This is a genomic window from Burkholderia sp. Ac-20353 (assembly GCF_017104785.1).
Taxonomy (GTDB): domain Bacteria; phylum Pseudomonadota; class Gammaproteobacteria; order Burkholderiales; family Burkholderiaceae; genus Burkholderia.
Window position 1 is genome coordinate 16,199 of record NZ_JAAGPL010000052.1, and the last position, 17,940, is coordinate 34,138.

The 17,940-nt window shown below is 63.8% G+C and carries 13 protein-coding genes; 5 read left to right on the forward strand and 8 right to left on the reverse strand.

Annotated features, from left to right (window positions below):
• Positions 1–273: 273 nt before the first annotated feature.
• A complete protein-coding gene (locus tag G3N94_RS17095; RefSeq protein WP_205793784.1) occupies positions 274–1,158 on the forward strand; it encodes a hypothetical protein in 885 nt (294 codons plus the stop codon).
• Positions 1,159–1,189: 31 nt separating this feature from the next.
• Here the strand turns inward: G3N94_RS17095 and glgX are convergent, their stop codons facing one another.
• Positions 1,190–3,334: a glycogen debranching protein GlgX gene (gene glgX, locus G3N94_RS17100; protein ID WP_205793786.1), complete on the reverse strand. Its 2,145-nt coding sequence runs from the start codon at positions 3,332–3,334 to the stop codon at positions 1,190–1,192.
• A gap of 174 nt (positions 3,335–3,508) precedes the next feature.
• Between glgX and G3N94_RS17105 the strand changes: the two genes are divergently transcribed.
• A complete protein-coding gene (locus tag G3N94_RS17105) occupies positions 3,509–5,953 on the forward strand; it encodes a glycogen/starch/alpha-glucan phosphorylase (protein WP_205793788.1) in 2,445 nt (814 codons plus the stop codon).
• 58 nt (positions 5,954–6,011) lie between these two features.
• Here the strand turns inward: G3N94_RS17105 and galU are convergent, their stop codons facing one another.
• Positions 6,012–6,899: a UTP--glucose-1-phosphate uridylyltransferase GalU gene (gene galU, locus G3N94_RS17110; protein WP_205793790.1), complete on the reverse strand. Its 888-nt coding sequence runs from the start codon at positions 6,897–6,899 to the stop codon at positions 6,012–6,014.
• Between the two features lie 150 nt (positions 6,900–7,049).
• Between galU and G3N94_RS17115 the strand changes: the two genes are divergently transcribed.
• On the forward strand, positions 7,050–8,204 hold the full coding sequence (locus G3N94_RS17115) for an acyltransferase (RefSeq protein WP_205793792.1): 1,155 nt from the start codon (positions 7,050–7,052) through the stop codon (positions 8,202–8,204).
• A 621-nt stretch (positions 8,205–8,825) separates the two neighbouring features.
• Positions 8,826–10,013, forward strand: a complete 1,188-nt coding sequence (locus G3N94_RS17120) for a TIGR03118 family protein (RefSeq protein WP_205793794.1) — start codon at positions 8,826–8,828, stop codon at positions 10,011–10,013.
• Between the two features lie 102 nt (positions 10,014–10,115).
• Here the strand turns inward: G3N94_RS17120 and G3N94_RS17125 are convergent, their stop codons facing one another.
• Both G3N94_RS17125 and G3N94_RS17130 read right to left on the reverse strand, forming a co-directional pair.
• Positions 10,116–10,916, reverse strand: coding sequence for an anti-sigma factor (locus G3N94_RS17125; protein WP_205793796.1), 801 nt, complete (start codon positions 10,914–10,916; stop codon positions 10,116–10,118).
• Positions 10,906–11,433: a sigma-70 family RNA polymerase sigma factor gene (locus tag G3N94_RS17130; RefSeq protein WP_205793798.1), complete on the reverse strand. Its 528-nt coding sequence runs from the start codon at positions 11,431–11,433 to the stop codon at positions 10,906–10,908. Before G3N94_RS17130 ends, G3N94_RS17125 begins: the two co-directional genes overlap by 11 nt.
• A gap of 347 nt (positions 11,434–11,780) precedes the next feature.
• Here G3N94_RS17130 and G3N94_RS17135 point away from each other — a divergent pair, with 347 nt between their 5' ends.
• Entirely contained in the window at positions 11,781–12,095 is a 315-nt protein-coding gene (locus G3N94_RS17135) for a hypothetical protein (RefSeq protein WP_205793800.1), read from the forward strand.
• Positions 12,096–12,289: 194 nt separating this feature from the next.
• Here G3N94_RS17135 and G3N94_RS17140 read toward each other — a convergent pair whose 3' ends face one another.
• The 4 genes from G3N94_RS17140 to G3N94_RS17155 all read right to left on the reverse strand — a co-directional run bounded on the left by G3N94_RS17140 (position 12,290) and on the right by G3N94_RS17155 (position 17,831).
• Positions 12,290–13,234 carry a heme-binding protein gene (locus G3N94_RS17140; protein ID WP_205793802.1) on the reverse strand — a complete coding sequence of 315 codons (945 nt, stop codon included), beginning with the start codon at positions 13,232–13,234 and terminating at the stop codon, positions 12,290–12,292.
• A gap of 113 nt (positions 13,235–13,347) precedes the next feature.
• Positions 13,348–14,466: a tryptophan 7-halogenase gene (locus G3N94_RS17145; RefSeq protein WP_205793804.1), complete on the reverse strand. Its 1,119-nt coding sequence runs from the start codon at positions 14,464–14,466 to the stop codon at positions 13,348–13,350.
• Entirely contained in the window at positions 14,456–16,270 is a 1,815-nt protein-coding gene (locus G3N94_RS17150) for a LodA/GoxA family CTQ-dependent oxidase (RefSeq protein WP_205793813.1), read from the reverse strand. The genes G3N94_RS17145 and G3N94_RS17150 overlap by 11 nt, the downstream gene beginning before the upstream one ends.
• A gap of 16 nt (positions 16,271–16,286) precedes the next feature.
• The gene (locus G3N94_RS17155) at positions 16,287–17,831 is read right to left on the reverse strand and encodes a ferritin-like protein (protein ID WP_205793815.1); all 1,545 of its coding nucleotides are present in this window, start codon (positions 17,829–17,831) and stop codon (positions 16,287–16,289) included.
• Between the last annotated feature and the right edge of the window lie 109 nt (positions 17,832–17,940).

Genomic DNA, 17,940 nt, shown 5'->3' on the forward strand with positions numbered 1-17,940 from the left:
GCCGTTTCCAAATGCCAGAATTGCCGCGTCTGGTCAATTTAAGATGAAGTAACCGCTTTTATCAAGGCTGCGACCTCGAAATCGGCCGCCGAATTGCGTGTGCAATGGCGCGCGGATAGACTACACGCGACGCGCGTGAGCGACAGGACGGCGTCGCGTCGGCAACTGAAATGCACACGGTGACACGCCTTGTCGATAAAACTCACATTAGCCGCGCGTCTTTCATGCCGGCGGCGCGATCGCCATCTCTTCGCCTGCATCGCCGTCCCGTTGATGTGTGCGGGATCGTGGATCGATCGCGCGGCCGCGCAGACGGAGACGCGCAACGAAGTGCTCGACGGTCTCGCGAGTTCGTTCTCGACGCCATGGCATCAGCTCGTCGCGCCGAACGCGCCCGACGGCACGGGCAGTTGGCTATCCGGCCTGTCGATCAACGCAGGGATCACGCAAGCGCTGCAACCGAACCGGAAGAGCACGGTCGGCGCCGGTGCGCAAGGCGACCGGGCAAACGAATCGACGCTGCAACTCGGCATTCGCTACAACCCGATGTCATACTGGTTCGCGACGTTCACCGCCTATCGCTACCTGCGGCCAAGCTTGCAGCAAAGCTGGGATCCGGACTTCACCTACTCGTTCGGATACGACGACTGGCACCCTTACACGCTCAGCCTCGTCTACGGCAACTACACCGGCAACCGCTTTTCGGCCGGCAACGGCGTCGCGCATAGCCGGATCGAACAAGGCGGCATCACGTTCGCCTACAAGTTCCCGCTGCCCGACCTGCTGAAGCCGATCTTCCTGACCGGCTTCGGCGACGACCTGATGTGTTCGGCGTCGTTCACGCTCGTGCCGCGCTATACCGACGTGCAAAACGACGTGCGCGAAAACAAGACGAACGTCGGGCTCGGTTGCCGGTATACGTTTCGGGAAAAATGGTACGCAACCTTCACGGCTTACCATTACCTTCGACCGTCGCAGCAACAGCCGTGGGATCCCGATTTCGTATACGGCTTTGGCTATTACGACTGGCGCTCCGACACCATCTCGATCCAGTACAGCAACTATTCCGGCAATCGTTTCCCTTGGCGTTCACGCGCGGCCGGCACGGGCACGTTCCGCGCGGGCAGCGTGTCGATCGTCTGGTCGCATGGCTGGTGAATGGCGCGTTCGGCCGGCATCGCGCGACGGTTCAACGCCCGGACACCGGAATGGCCGCGCTGAGCAGCACAACCATGCTGCGTGCGCTCACATCGACGGCGTCGCCGTCGTGCAGGCCCCGCTCCGGCGCGTCCGGATGCGCGGAGTCGAGCATGATGTGCCAGCGCAACGCGGGCGCCGGCGGCACGAAACGCCTGTCGTCGGCGCCGCCGTTGATCAGCAGCAGCGCGACGTCCACGGTCGGCCCGGCATGCGCGCCGTGCCGGCGATCGTGCCACGCGGGCGCCGCGCGCCGCACCGCGAGCACGCTTTGCCGCGGGTCTTCCCATGCGGCGCTCGACATCGGCCGGCCGTCGGCGTCGAACCAGTCGACGTCCCGCACGCCCGGCAGCCATTCGTTGCGCCCGTGCGGGAAGTACGGGTGCTGAAACACCCGGTAGCCGCGCCTGAGCCGCGCGAGGCGCGCGCAGAAATCCAGCATCGCTGCGCCGCGCGGCGCGTCGCACGCGTCCCAGTCGAGCCACACGAGCGCGTTGTCCTGGCAATACGCGTTGTTGTTGCCCGACTGGCTGTTGCCCCATTCGTCGCCGGACAGCAGCATCGGCGTGCCGTTCGACAGATACAGCGTCGCGAGCATCGCGCGCCGGACCCGTTCGCGCAGCGCCTCCACGGCAGGATCGCCGCTCGCCCCTTCGACGCCCCAGTTGGCGCTGCAATTGTTGCCTGCTCCGTCGCGGTTGCCCTCGCCGTTCGCGTTGTTGTGCTTCTCCGCGTAACTCGTCAGATCGTGCAGCGTGAAGCCGTCGTGCGCGGCGACGAACTGGATCGACGCCCAAGGGCGCCGTCCGTCGCGGTCGAAGAAGTCGGCCGAGCCGCAGATGCGGCGCGCGAATTCCGGCCGTTCGCCCGCGTCGCCGCGCCAGAAGCGCCGCACGCTGTCGCGGAAGCGGTCGTTCCACTCGGCGAACAGTGGCGGATGATTGCCGAGCTGATAGCCGTTGGGGCCGAGATCCCACGGTTCCGTGATCAGCTTGAGCCGGTTGAGCACCGGATCCTGCTGCAACGCGTCGAAGAATCCGGCGCCCCGCTCGAAGCGGCGCGCCTCGCGGCCGAGCGTCGTGCCCAGATCGAAGCGAAAGCCGTCGACATGAAAGGATTCGGCCCAGTAGCGCAGCGAATCCAGCACGAGTTGCATCACGCGCGGATGCGCGATGTTCAGTGTGTTGCCGCAACCGGTGTCGTCGATGTAGCGGCGCTCGTCGCCGTCGGTCATCACATAGTAGCTCGCGTTGTCCAGCCCGCGAAACGACAGTGACGGGCCGAGGCCGTCGCCTTCGCCCGTGTGGTTGTACACGACGTCGAGCACGACTTCGATGCCCGCCCGATGCAAGCGCCGGACCGTGCGCCGGATCTCGTCCGGCCCGCCAGTGCCGAGATAGCGCGGCTCGGGCGCGAAGTACGCGAGCGGACTGTAGCCCCAGTAATTGACGAGCCCGCGCTCGACGAGCGCGCGGTCCTGCACGAACGCCTGGACCGGCAGCAGCTCGATCGTCGTGACACCGAGCTTCAGCAGATGGTCGATCGACTGCGGCGCAGCAAGCGCGGCGAACGTGCCGCGTACCGCCGGATGCAGGTCGGACCTCAGCTGGCTGAAGCCGCGCACGTGGGCTTCGTAGATCATCGTGCGGTGCCACGGCACGTCGGGGCGCTTGTCGTCGCCCCAGTTGAACGCGTCGTCGGTCACGACCGCCTTCGGCATCGCGGGCGCGCTGTCGCGCCGGTCCAGCGCGTATTCGCCGCGCGCCGCGCCGAGCCGGGGCGCATACAGCGCATCCGTCCAGTGCAGGCCGCCGTGCAGGCGCTTCGCGTACGGATCCAGCAACAGCTTGTGCGGATTGAAGTAATGCCCGTTGCGCGGCTCAAAAGGCCCGTGCGCGCGGAATCCGTACAGGAGGCCCGGATGCGCGTCGGGCAAGTAGCCGTGCCACACGTGATGCGTGCACTCGGGCAAGCGCAGCCGCGCGATTTCCTTGCGCCCGGCCGGATCGAACAAGCACAGATCGATGTGTTGCGCGTGCGCCGAAAACACCGCGAAGTTCGTGCCGAGCCCATCCCAGGTCGCGCCGAGCGGATACGGTTTGCCGGCGGCCAGCTCGTAAAACGAGGCATTCGTCATGTCGCGTCGTCCTGTGGCGAAGCGGTGTGCCGCGATGAGTGCGATCGAATCCGATTCCCGGCAAAAAGCGACTTGAATTCCTGTTTGACTAAGCCGCAATCAATTGCCTAATCTTGTACGGGCATTATGTCCGAATTCATTGGAAATTCCAGTTCGATTCCGGGAGACATGACCATGCGCGACAGCACGCGGCCCGCCGGCCGCTCCGACGCGGATGCACTGCGCGATGCGATCGTCGCCGAGCTTCGCTACAGTTTCGGCAAGACGCCTGCGCAGGCGTCGCCGTCCGACCTGTTCCATGCACTCGCGCGCGCGGTGCAAAAGCGGCTGATCGATCGCTGGCTCGACACCGAGGCCCGCTATGTCGCGAACCGGAACAAGCGCATGTATTACCTGTCGATGGAATTCCTGATGGGCCAGTCGCTGATGAGCAACCTGATCGCGCTCGGCCTGGAAGACACCGCGCGCGCGGCGCTCGAAGCGCTCGACGTCGAGCTGCACGTCGTCGTTCAAGCCGAGTACGACGCGGCGCTCGGTAACGGCGGGCTCGGCAGGCTGGCCGCGTGCTTCGTCGAGTCGCTGGCGTCGCTTGGCCATGCCGGCTTCGGCCGCGGCATCAAGTACGAATACGGGCTGTTCCGCCAGCAGATCGACAATCTCGAACAGACCGAGCGCCCGGACCAGTGGCACGGCGAATCGTCGCCGTGGCTGGTCGAGCGCGCCGACGAAACCCGTTATATCCCGCTGTATGGCCGGATCGAGCACGAGCGCGACGCCGACGGCCAATACAATCCGATGTGGCTCGACTGGAAGATGATCGCCGGCGTGCCGCACGACATGCTCGTGCCCGGTTACGACGGCGACACCGTCAACGCGCTGCGCCTGTACGCGGCGCGCGCGTCGGACACCTTCGACATGCGCATCTTCAACAGCGGCGACTACGTGCGCGCGGTCGAGGACAAGATCGCGTCCGAAACGGTGTCGAAGGTGCTCTACCCGGCCGACGACAATTACGCGGGCAAGGAGCTGCGGCTCGTACAGGAGTATTTTCTGGTCGCCTGCTCGCTGCGCGACATCATGGACACGTTCGCGAAAACGCGGCTGCCGATCGAGCGCCTGCCGGAACGCGTCGCGATCCAGATGAACGACACGCATCCGGCGCTGGCCGTCGCCGAGCTAATGCGGATGCTCGTCGACGAGCATCGCGTCGGCTGGGAGACGAGCTGGGACATCACGCGCGCCGTGTGCGCGTATACGAATCACACGTTACTGCCGGAGGCGCTCGAAACCTGGCCGGTCGCGCTGGTCGAGCGGGTCTTGCCGCGCCATATGCAGATCATCTACGAGATCAACCGGCGCTTTCTCGACGAAGTCGATGCCCGATGGCCGGACGACGTCGGCCGGCTCCGGCACATGTCGCTGATCGACGAGCACGAGCCGCGCCGCGTGCGCATGGCACATCTCGCAATCGTCGGCAGCCATTCGGTCAACGGTGTCGCGGAGCTGCACTCGAAGCTGGTCTGCTCGCAGCTTGTGCCGGATTTCCACGCGCTGTATCCGCAGCGCTTCAACAACAAGACGAACGGCGTGAGCGTGCGCCGCTGGATCGTGCAGTCGAATCCGGAACTCGCGTCGCTGTTCTCGGAACTGCTTGGCAGCGACGGCTGGATCATGGAGCTCGACCGTCTGCGCGGCCTCGAACGCTATCTGGACGACGGCGCAGTGCATGCGCGACTGAGGCAGATCAAGCGCCGCAACAAGCAATGGCTCGCCGCGCTGATTCAAGAACAACTGCGGATGAACGTGGACGCCGACGCGCTGTTCGATGTGCAGGTCAAGCGCATTCATGAATACAAGCGGCAATTGCTGAACATCTTGCACGTGATGCATTTGTACCTGCATCTGGTCGAGGATGGCGGCGACATCACGCCCCGGGTCGTCGTGTTCGCGGGCAAGGCGGCGCCCGGTTACGCGATGGCGAAGCTGATCATCCACCTGATCGCCACGGTCGCCGATCACATCGATCGAGATCCGCGCGTGCGGGAGCGTCTGCGCGTCGCATTCGTGCCCGACTACAAGGTGTCGCTCGCGGAGCGCATCATTCCGGCCGCCGACCTGTCCGAGCAGATTTCGACGGCGGGGATGGAGGCATCCGGGACGGGCAACATGAAGCTCGCGATGAACGGCGCGCTGACGATCGGCACGCTGGACGGCGCGAACATCGAGATCCGCGACGCAGTCGGCGAGGAGAACTTCTATGCGTTCGGGCTTACGGCCGCCGAAGTCGAAGCGGCGCGTACGAGCCGTTCCTATATCGCGCGCGTGCGCTACGAAGCCGACCCGTCGATCAAACGCGTGCTCGATGCGATGCTGGTCGGCCGTTTCGGCAATGGCGACGACCGGTTCCGGCCGATCTTCGACAGCCTCGTCGCGGGCGGCGACTACTACTTCCATCTGGCCGACTTCGATGCTTACGCGAAGACCCACGCGCGCGTCGCGGCCGATTTCGGCGAGACGTCCACGTGGATGCGGCGCGTCGTCGCGAATATTGCACGGCTCGGGCGGTTTTCCAGCGACCACACGATCCGCGAATACGCGCGCGACATCTGGGGGCTCTAGCCAGCGCAACGTGCAACGATGCGGCGGGCGTGAGTGCGGCTCACGCCCGCCGCGACGGTCAATCGGGCGTCGCGCGCGAGGAGATGCGCTCGCGCAGATAACCGGCGAACTCGGCGGCAACTTCCGGATGGCGCAGCGCAAATTCGACGGTCGCCTTCAGATAGCCGAGCTTGCTGCCGCAATCGTAGCGCTTGCCGAGATATTTGTACGCGAGCACCTGTTCGTCGACGAGCAATTCCTGGATCGCGTCGGTCAGCTGCAATTCGCCGCCCGCGCCAGGCTGCAGTGCACGCAGGTGCTTGAAGATGCGCGGCTTCAGGATATAGCGGCCGACCACGCCGAGGTTCGACGGCGCATCTTCCGGCGCGGGCTTCTCGATGATGCCCGCGAGCTTGACGATCGCCTCCTCCCACTCCCTGCCGAACACGATCCCGTACGAGCGCGAGTCCTGCGGCGCGATCTCCTCCACGCCGATGATCGAGCTGTGATAGTGGTCGAACATTCCGACCATCTGGCTCATCACGGGCGGCGAGCCGTCCAGCAGGTCGTCCGCGAGGATCACGGCGAACGGGTTGTCGCCGATCAGCTTTTCCGCGCACAGCACCGCGTGGCCGAGCCCGAGCGCTTCGGGCTGGCGCACGTAGAAGCAATCGACGTGACTCGGCTTGATGCTGCGCACGAGCTCAAGCAGCTTGGCCTTCCCGCGCGCTTCGAGCTCGGCCTCGATCTCATAGGACTTGTCGAAGTGATCCTCGATCGCGCGCTTGCTGCGGCCCGTTACGAAGATCATTTCCGTGATGCCGGCGGCGATCGCCTCCTCGACCGCATACTGGATCAGCGGCTTGTCGACGACGGGCAGCATTTCCTTGGGGCTGGCTTTCGTCGCGGGCAAAAAGCGCGTGCCCAATCCGGCGACGGGAAAAACGGCTTTCGTGACCTTCAGCATGCTGCCCTCCAGCGTTATTCTGTTTCATGGACATTTCGTCGATATCGCAAGCAGTGGCGCGCGCAATTTCGGAGAAATTGGCGGACTCCATCATCGTTTTCATAGTCTACTGCCATCAGGAAGAAGCGGGTAACCTAAACGGAGGATCGAATGCTTCAGCAGATTCCGCAGATTCAGACGCAAAGCAGTGTGGCTTCTGGTTCGGCACGGATGCACTGGCTCGATGCGTGCCGGGTGTTCGCCGCCCTTGGTGTGGTGTTGATACATATCAGTGCGAGTCCTGACGGACAATTGTTTCCGGATGCCCTGGCCTCTGAACGGGTTGGACCGGCCATCGTACGGATTACTGGCGAACTGTCCGGTTCAGAATTATTTTTTCTGTTTTCGATGTTCCTGATCGCCTTCAAGATCGATCGTCGGCATGTTGCATACCTTGACTTGATCCGCGAGCAGGCGAAACGACTTCTGATCCCGTTTGTCGCATGGACCGTGTTTTATGCATTCTTCCGCTTGTTCAAGGCCGGGTCATTCGGCTACCAGGCCGCAATCATGGAGCAGATCGTGCAGTGGCAGTCGTGGATTGGCTACCTGCTACTCGGCTCCGCTCAATACCATCTGCACTACCTTCCGACGATGTTCTTCCTGGTTTTGCTATATCCCGCACTTCAAGCAGCGATCCGCTATCCGGTTGTCGGATTATCGATCATTGGCACCCTGCAGGTGATGGACTACGTGCAGGGCTGGTTATGGGGACATGTCACCGATCCGCTCTACCGTGATTACCTGGTTCGGATGGTCAAGATCATCTGCTACAGCGGCTATGGATTTGCGGGATTCGCCGTATTCGGCATCTGGAAACGCAAGCTTTCGTTTGATGAGAGCAAACTGCTGCTTTGGCTATCCCTGTTACTGCTCGCTGTCGCTTATATGGCGAAGCTGGTTTACGCCGCCGACGCGGTCGCGGCCGCACAGTGGCCGGTGCGAACCGGCGCCGGATTCTATGCCCATTTTCTGTCACCGGTGCTGATGCTCACGGTATTCCTGGGATCCCAGCATCAACGTTGGTCTCCTCTCTACACGAGAATCGCAAAATATACTTTTGGAATCTACCTGATCCATCCGATATTCATCGACTGCTTCGATTTGCTCCAGCACGCCATGGGCTGGTCGACAGCGCCGATCGTCGCGGTGATATTGAAGCTGATCATGGTTGCGCCGCTAGCGTTTGCAACGACCTACCTGCTGGCGAAGTTCAGGCAAACTGCCTGGCTGGTTGGATTAGGGCCGGTTCCCTTCTTTGGCTAGCTGGGAAGCTTCAAGAGGTTGTTTCTCTAGACGGGAAGTCAGGCCATCGGCGCAATGTCGCCGATGGCGCTACGAGCATAATACTCGTGCGAGTAAAACGCAGCAAAATCAAAGGCCCCCCTGCTCGATCCCCTCAATCTGCGCGTCCAGCTTCGTCAGCCCGTTCCACGGCCCACGCAACGTATCGATCAGTGCAGCGTCGGCGCACGGACGATTCGCACCGCAATTCCATTTCGCTCTGCACGTTGGAATAAAGGTTGCCGCTTGCCCGTTTAGTCTCCGTTCCAACCGGCGCATCTATATGCGCGGGAGGCCGATCATGAAGCGGGGTCTCACGGTGCGCGCGCCCGTAGGCGGCATGCAACCGACCGGCATAGCGGCATGTGCCGGTTCAGTACACGCCCTGCAACACCGGCTCTCCTCATGTTTCCGACGGCAATGTTTCCTCGGCTCGAGTCGACGCGATTCGGAAGTGTTCGCGGAGCATTGTTGCAGTCCGAAAAGCGTCGCCCGGGACGCCAAGTGAAGCCCCGGAACGCTCGCGCGCCGTGAACCGGACCGCAGTCCTCCGGTGCTAACTCACGACGCAATTCCTCATCAGTCAGATCAAGGAGGAAAGTCATGCCTCAGGTCTCTTTGGGCCTCAAGGCGGCGGCCGTGCTGGCCCTCGTCGCGGGTTTTACAGTCGGGCATGCCGCTGACAATGACGCTTACGTCGTCACGCCACTCGTGTCCAATCTGGCAGGCGCGGCCCCGAAGGTCGACCGCGTGCTGCAGAACGCGTGGGGGATTGCCTTCAGTCCGGCAGGAAGTCCATTCTGGGTCAACGACAATGCCACTGGCTGCGCCACCCTGTATGACGGCACGGGGACGAAGGCGCCGTTGCAGGTTTCCATCCCGCTGCCAGGGAATGTCATTCCGGCCAGTGCATGTCAACCCTTCTCTCCCAACAATCCACCGAACCCCGGGCCTGCGGCGCCGACCGGCATCGTGTGGATTCCCCCATCGGCATTTCTTGTGCCCGGCACCAAGCTTCCGGCCGTATTCATCTTCGCGACCGAAGACGGCACGATTTCCGCTTGGGCTGGCGGGTTGATTCCGCCGGACCACGCGGTGCTCGCGGTCGATAACTCGTCCAACCCGTCCGCGGCCAGCGGGGCCGTCTACAAGGGCCTCGCCTTTGGTGTGAACGCGCAAGGAGGATTCCTGTTTGCGACGAACTTTCGCGCAGGTCGGATCGATGTATTCGGGTCAACCGGTGCGAACGGCTTGTTCACGACTGCGACGACGCACGGTGGCTTCATCGACCCGAACATCCCGGCCGGCTACGCGCCGTTCGGTATCGCGAACATCGACGGCGATCTTTTCATCACCTATGCGAAGCAGAACGCCGAGAAACACGACGACGTTGCAGGCAGAGGAAATGGATTCGTCGACGTATTCGATACAGACGGCCACCTGCTGCGCCGCTTCGCCAGCCGAGGGACACTCAACTCGCCGTGGGGAATCACGCGTGCATCGTTTGCATTCGGCCGCTTCAGCGGCAAGATCCTGATCGGCAACTTCGGCGATGGCCACATCAATGTCTTCGACAATGACGGCAGGTTTGCCGATCAGTTGGAGAACGCCGCCGGCAATCCACTGGCTATCGACGGCCTGTGGACGCTGACACTGGGTGGCGGCCGCAGCTCGAGCCCGGACGCGCTGTATTTCTCGGCGGGTCCCAATCAGGAAGTTAACGGACTGTTCGGAACCATAGCGCCAGTCAACGCCTCCAGGGCAAGAGAGTCGGGCGAGAACAGGCAATGACCGGCAGTCGCGCATCGCAACGGCGCAGCTTCCTGGCGGCGACAAGGTCACCGCCAGGAAGCGACGAGCGTGCAGCGCGCCGGCAGACAGCCATTCATCGTTTCAATCCCAGTCCCAGCGCTCGGGGTGTCCACCGAGCTTGCCGCACACATCGATCGCGATCACCCGCAACTGGCTCTCCGCAATCTGCCCCGACAACGCATAGCCCATATGGTCGGTGGCCCAGTAGAACGTGCGGAGATTGCCGTCGCGAAGGACGCCGTACGCCAACTCGCCTTTCGAAACGCCAGTCATGTAGAGCGTGACCCGTGCACCGGCGTGGTTCTCGTACATCAACTGACCCGCTGGCCCGGCGTCACCCGGCAACAGCCGCCCACCTACGAGCATGAACCCGTAGTTTTGCAACGACGGGGCGGACAACGGCCGGTTCATCCTTCGCCCGAGCCAACCCATCAACTGCTGCTCGTCTGCGGCACCCACTTCGACGGGATGGCGTACTTCCGGCACGTAGACCGCATAAGCAACACCGGCCCGTTGGGCGAATTCAGTTTGCCCCGGTAGCCAGCCGAACGGCGACAAGCTGCCGGCGAGCGACGCGAGACCGGCGCCGAGCGCCACCCAGCACGCGGCCAGCGCGGCGCGCTGCCACCATGGAACACGCGGGCGCAACACGATGCACGGCCCGCTCGTCCGTGCCGCCGGGTCCGCGAACAGTGCGCGCATCGCAGCGCGCTGCGCACGATAGGACGCAACGATGTCCGCCGCCCGCGGGTCGACCGCAAGCCGCTCGATCACGGCCAAGCGCTCAGTTTCGGACAACTCGCCGTCGACGAAGGCCGAGAACTCGCGCAGTTCCCGCTCGCTGTAGCCCGATGTCACTGTGGGGTCGAAATCATCGCTCATTGCCATCTCTCATGGCCTTGACTGACGCGAGCCGATGCAACGGGCCATCCGCAAGAAGCATGCGCATGTCCTCCCGTGCCCGCGAAAGCCGCGACATCACCGTGCCAATCGGCACGTTCAGCACTGACGACGCTTCCTGGTAACTCAGTTCCTCGACGCATATGAGGATCATCACTTCGCGCCGCTCGAAAGGAAGGCGGTATAGCGCGCGCTCGACGTCGCGCAGCGCAAGCGAGTCCACTTCGCCGCTCGGCGCTTCGAGTGTCCGCATTGGCTCGCTGTCGTCATCGACAGCGAGCTCGCGACGCCCGCGCAACTGGTCGATGTAAATGTGGCGCAGGATCGTCAGGAGCCAGGCAAGCAAGTTGCTGTTCGGGCGAAACGCGCGCGCACGCGTGAGCGCACGCTCGGCCGTGTCCTGTACAAGGTCATCCGCCCACGCAGGGTCACCCGTCAGCGCGCGTGCATAGCGGCGCAATCGGGGAAGCGACCCTACGACGTCGGCTTCGAAGCTCACACCAAGCCGGCACGTACATCGCCGCCGTTAGTCATCGCCATCACCGCTCGAGCTGCTCAATGCGTTCACGTCGCACGCCGACGAACAGTCGCCCGATAGTGCGAGCCCAAGTGTCATGAGTCTTGCCGACAGGATCTGCGTCGACTTCATGACTCTCCCCTCCGCATGCACGGACCATTCCAAGACTAGTTCACGCAGGCTAAAACGATCGGCGCGATCGCTTTATTCCGGGAATGAGCAGTCGTCGGAATGACGGGCGCTGCGCCGGGTCAGCGAACCCGCAGGCCTTTGCCGGTTCCGCGCACCATCCTTAGCGCTTGCCGACCGGCAGGTTCACGGCGTCCTTTATGCTGGCCGCGATCTGCGCGCCGGTCTTCGGGTCGGCAGTCGAGCGCGCGATCGAGACGCCGCCGGAAAGTATCGACAGGATCGCCCACGCTGTCTTGCGACGCGCGGCGAGTGTCCGGTCCTGCAAACCTTATGTGCTGGGCAGGGAGCACACGTTCACCGGCATGGACGAGACGCCGGTGGTTTTCGTCGAATGGAAAGTGCCGTCGTTCGCGTTTGCTGAACGCCGTGTCCAGGAAGGCTACTTCGCGGAAGCGACGCACATCATTCATGAGATGTCCGGCGGCCGGCAGCCGAAAGACAGGATCATGTGATGGCTCGGGTGATTGCGTCACCGCGATCAGTTCGCCATCGACAGTTCACCCATCATCGCCCACACGTGATAAATCGCGTCGCGTACGACCACCCAGACCTCATGCGACAGAAGCAAGTGCGTATCCATGGTGAATCCCCCCGCCGGGGCTGCATGCGATCGGCTGCATGCGGCCCCGGCTGTCGCCGTCGATGCCTACAGCTTCTCGAGCGTGGCCACCGACACATGCGGCCAGCTCAGTCCGTTGAAGTCGAGGATCACCTTTTGCGTGTATTGAAGCTGCAGCTTCGTCGAGCCGTCGGGCAGCCGCACCGTCTCGATCCAGAAGATCGCCTCGACCAGCGCCGCGTCCGCATTCGGCCCGCCCGCGGCACCCTGCAGGAACGCGATATTGGACGTGCCGCCGCCCGTGGCCGGCACCTTGCCCGATCGAGTCGAGATCAGCAGCGTCGTCGTGGCGATCACCTGCTTGCCCGAGATCCCGCTGTTCAGCACGACGTTCGGATTGTCGATCCACGCCTGCGTGACGTGCGGAATCTCCTTCGGCGGCGTACGGAACTCGCTCGGCGTGGCCAGGTTCATTTCCGGAAAATCGCCGGCCGGCAGCGGGTGGGACGGATTGCCGACCGGAAACGGCACGATGCTTTCAGGTGCGAACAGCGGCGGCCCGCTCAGTCGAAACGCGCCGCCCTGCATCACGATCGACGTACCGTGCGGAATCGTCGCGAGGCGGGCGACCGTCGCGGCGTTCGGCGGATTCTCGGTCGGCGGAACGTTGAGCCAGAGTCCGGGCTCGATATGGATGCCGGCAGGACGCCCGTCGACGATCACGTTGGCATCCGACACTTCCTGCGTATAGGTCATCCCGTGCAGATTGATATCGCCCTGCAGCAGGCCGCGATTCGGAATCGCGCCGTCAATCGCCTTGAACTCGATCGTCTCGATCGTTTCGTTCAGTTCCAGGAACCGGTCCTGCTGGCCGGTCGGCTTGCCGCCGCGCTGAATCGGGAAAGGCCGCCAGATCTGGTTGAATCCCGTTCCCTTCCACATCCCGATCAGATCCCGCAAAGGCCCGAACCGGTCGGCACCACGCAGGTCGGGAATCGTACCGGATACCGATGTCAATACGAACGCTGCCATGTCAGGCTCCTCGATGTGTCATTTGATTCGTCAACCTAACTATTCACGAACTTCCCCTCGTTCGCCCCACACCCCACCCAACGCTCACGACCGCCATGCACCAGCCGCAGTCGTTACGCGCATCCTTCGGCCAGCTCGGCGGCCGCCACCGGATTGCCGTGCCCGCGCCGCGCCCAGAACGCGCGTTGCGACCACCGCGACTCGGTGCCGTAACGCTGCGCGCGCTCAGCGAGATAGCGTCCGAACACGGCATTGGCGCGCGCGGCATACGCAATCGCGCCATCCGGCCGCCCTGCCAGCATGTCGACGACGGCCGGCGCGGCCGCGAGCCCGTCGCTGAGCGCGCCGGCAATCCCCGAAGACGTCAGCGGGTCCAATCCCATCAGTGCGTCGCCCACGGCGATCCATCCACCGCCCGAACTCCGCTCGATGCAGCCGCTGTGCGCGGCAAACACGTGAATCGCGGCGGGCGCTTGCCCGGGCGGCACATGCTTCGCGAGCAGGTGCGTGTCCTGCCACGCGCGCCGGTAGACGTCGGGATCGCGAAAGCGGCGGGCCGTGGCAATATCCCGATCGGTCATCAACGTGACGAGCGCTTGCCCGTCCGGCAAACCGACCGCGTACCACCAGCCGTCCTCGAACGACTCGACGAGCGAGAGCCCCGCGAGCTCGCGCGCATGCGATGCACGCGCAGCGAGCGCGACCATGCCATCAAAGCTTCGCCGGCGCACGCCGAACCACGCCGCCAGCGGCGAGCGGCGTCCGCCCGCGTCGACGAGCACGCGCGCATGCAACTCGCCGATCCCGCGCGCCTGTATCGCCCACCCGTCGCTCGTCGGCATGATCGCTTCCACGCCGGTGCACAAACGTACGGGGATGCCGCGCGCGCGTGCGGCGTCGCACAGTTGCGCATCGAACGCCGCCCGATCGAGATGCCAACCGTGCCCGGTCCCGCGGAACAGGAAATGGTCGACACGGGGCTGATCATCTCCCCAAAGCGACAAATTGCCGTGGTAGAACGCGTGTCCGGCGCGATCCAGCCTGTCGTCGACGCCCAAGCGACGCAGCAGGCCGGCCACGTCGGGCGTCGCCGACTCTCCGACCCGGAACGACTGCGTCGACGGGCGATCGAGCAACGCGACGCGGCACCCCGCCGCGTCGAGCGCGAGCGCCGTCGCGCAGCCGGCTGGGCCGGCTCCGACGATCAGCACGTCGTCGCGATCAGCTGTCATTCGACGCATGCTTCGACGGATAGAAAGGCCGCGGCAGGGTACGCTCGACCTCGACGAAGCGAGGCTCGCCGCCCGCGATGGGTTTCTCCATCACAAAACCGAGACGCGACCAGTACCGCACCATGTCGACGTTGTCGGGGAACGTCACATAATCGCCTGCCAGTTGATCGTAGTCGGTGCCGATCCACGGCACCTGCTTGCCGGAGCGCTCGCCGGGCGGCGGCGGTGCGACGCTCGCCTTCGCTGTCACCTGGTCGGCCGTCTGATCCCGATAGACGAACTCCGGACGCTGCGCCGGCCACCACCACAGCGTACGGTCGCCGATCGCCTGCGACGCGCACTCGTTGAAGTCGGCTTGCCACGGCAAGGCCATGTAGCGCGTGAGGTCGCCCGGCTCCATGCCCCGTTGCGGATCGTAGCCGAGACTCAGCGGCCCCTCGGTAACGAAGCGGCTGCGGATGCGGAACGGCTCGGCGTAGATCTCGGGCACGCGCGAGATCCAGGTCATCTCGATGCCCGGAGAGAACGCGCCGCCGACGCAGTTGTCGAGCACGCCGCGCGTCAGCGCGTCGGTCGGCAGCTCCTGCGGCGGCGTGTTGACGAAGTGCCCCTCCACCCATTGCTGCAGGAAGAAGTACTGCGTGTCGGTCAACCGCAGATAGCGGCTCGTGGCCGTGCCCGGCTTGAGGCAGTTGTCGCCGGCCAGAAACGGCATCATCGTCGCGCCGCGCGAATTCATCAGGTCGTTTTCCTGATACGGCGGCCGCAATACGTCCATGATGTAGCGCCGCAGCCCCTTGAACGCGTCGGCGCCGTCTCCGTCCGGCCCGAGCGCCCCGAGCTTGTCGAAGTCGAACCGGTGTGGCTTCGACGGAATCGCCGCGACCCATGGGTAAAGCATTGCGCGTTCGAGCAAGGGTTCGATCTCGGTCTGGAAATTGGGCCGGTAGCCGTGCTTGCCCGCTTGCCACATGCCGCCGTCGAGGATCTTCGGATAATGCCCGGACCGTACCATCGCATCGAATATCGTGTCGTAGAGCGTCACCAGATTCGGAATTTCCGGCGCGTACTTCGGCGGCGCGACGAGCACGTGTGCGCTGGCCGCATGGACGACTTTCCCATCGGCGAACTCGATCGTCGCACCGACCGGGCCATCGGACGTGTCATCCCACCAGCCGTCGTTGTTCGCGTAGTGCTCGAGTGACGGGTTCGGCTCCGTGGAGCCGGCAATGCCATGTCCGCCGAGCACCAGCAGCCGCCCATGGGCGTCGGTGCGCAACTCGCCGAGCGTCTCGATCGCATGCATCATCGGATAGAGCCGGCCCGGCGGGAAGTTCGTGCCCGTATACCCTTTCGGTGCGTGTTCCTGATTGAAATGGACGTTGGCAGCGTGTTTTCCGTGAATCTCGCGCGGCCCCGCATCGATCAGCAACTGGTGGCGATCGTGTGCGTCCGGGTTGCGCAACGGGTGCGTCGGCGCATAGCCGCCCTCGCCTTCGGCGGGACTGAACGCATACCAGCTGGGCTTCTTGTTCGCCAGATGGACGACCCAGCGGATCGACGTCACGTTCGCCGTGTCCAGCGTCACCTCCTCGGCGACGCCGTTCTCGACCCGGTAGACATGAAAGCGTGCGGCCTGCCGGCGAAGGCGGCCCTGCTCGTCGCGAAAATCCTGCTGCCGGAACGGCTGCCCGTCGGGATTGATCGGCAGCCCGCGATAACTTTCGGCCCCGATATAGAACGCTTCGGGTGCGTCGCCGACGCGTGCGACGCCAATCGGCGGATAGATCTTGTATTCGACCATGATGTTCCCCGTGGTTTTAGCTCGAGAGCGGCTGATCGGCAGCTTCGCTCAGCTCCACAATGTCGGTTCGCACGTCGTCCAGCACGGCCGTCAGGTCGGCGCGCTCCGCGCGATCCGTCACGCCGGATGCGGCCTGTAGCGCATGGGCCCGTTGTCGCTCCAGCATCGCCAGCGTGCAGCCCGGCCGGTACTGATAGGTCGGCGCCGCGTTCGGTCCGACCGAGCCGTTGCCGTTCGCGTGCATCGGCGTTGTCATCAGGCTCAGCGCGAGTTTCGGCATCACGTGGTGCATCAGCGGCAGCGCCAGCGCGAAGAACGGATCAGGCCCGTTCGGCGTGTCGGTGAAGCTCTTCTCCAGCGCGTCGAGCATGATGCTGTACGCGATGTCGAACGCCTCGGCAAGCTTGAGCGCGGTCTCGTTCGAATAGTCCTGCCGTCGGGGATTGGACGTGATCGGACGCGTCGCGGGAAAGTTGGCCACGTCGAGCGCCACCGCGCGGAATTTCCTGAAGTGCGACATCTCGTATGGCGTGCCGAGGATGGGGCCGTACGTTCCGTCGGTGCGTTGACCGTAGTGGTTGTAGGCTCCCCACGGGCTGTCGGTAATCATCGACTGCCCGTCGAGAATGCTGCCCTCGCCTTGCTGCTCGATCTGGGTGATCCCGTATTCCGCGGTCTTGATGTCGCTCACCCGCACCGCCTTGCCGCCGAACTTGCCCAGATAGATGTCGGTGCGCTGACGCATGTCGGGGGCCTGCTGGAACAGCGGCGGACCGTCGGGGTGGCGACTCAGGTAACGCTTCATGCCTTCTTTCAGCGCGTCGTACAGTTGAGCGATCGTGTCGTACTGATTGCCCTGCGCCGGCGCATGCGGCGGCGCGGGTGTCTCGATCGCGGCGAAGGTCTTCTCGAATACGTCGGGTGACGCCCTGTTCAGTCCGATGAACGGCATGCGGTCCGGGTTGGAATGGGGCAGAAAGCAGGGGTACTCGGGCACCGCGGTGCCCGTGAATTTCGGCGTTCCGCCAATCGCGACGAGCAGGTTGGCCGCCTGATTGAGGTGGAACATCTCCTCCACCACGACGGAGCGCAATGCCTGATAGGCGTCGCTGGCCGGATCGGCGATCGAGTAGAGCGCCGTCAGGTAAGGCGGAATCGTCGTGAACTCGACCTGGAGCGCCAGTTGCGCGGCCTCGTGCAGGCTCGCGCGGGGATCCGGTAGTGCGCCGTGTCCGATGGCTTCCCCATGCGCGGCGATGACCGCCCTGCCGACATCCGGCCCGCCGCTGAGGCGACTGAACAGGTTGCCGAATGGCTTCTTGGAATCAGCTGTGCTTGACATGTTTCCCCCGTGACCCGTCCGGATTAGGACGATTCGAATCGTCTGGCGATGCCGGGCACGACCGCCTGGCAGGGCCGGCCCGGATTGGCGCGAGAACCGGAAGCATTCGCTCCGCCGCCAATAAAGGCATTTTTCTTTACGAATCGAGCGATTTTTTGTTTTTAAAGGAAATGCCGATCCATAGGCCGCCCGCCCGAATGACAGGCGATATGGCGCCATAATTCATGGATGACCGGCGCTTCCCGTATTTGAAATCGAGCACAATTTTCCGGAAATGACCTTGTCTCCTTGCCTTATGCCGATTCACATTTCATAACAAATTAGACCA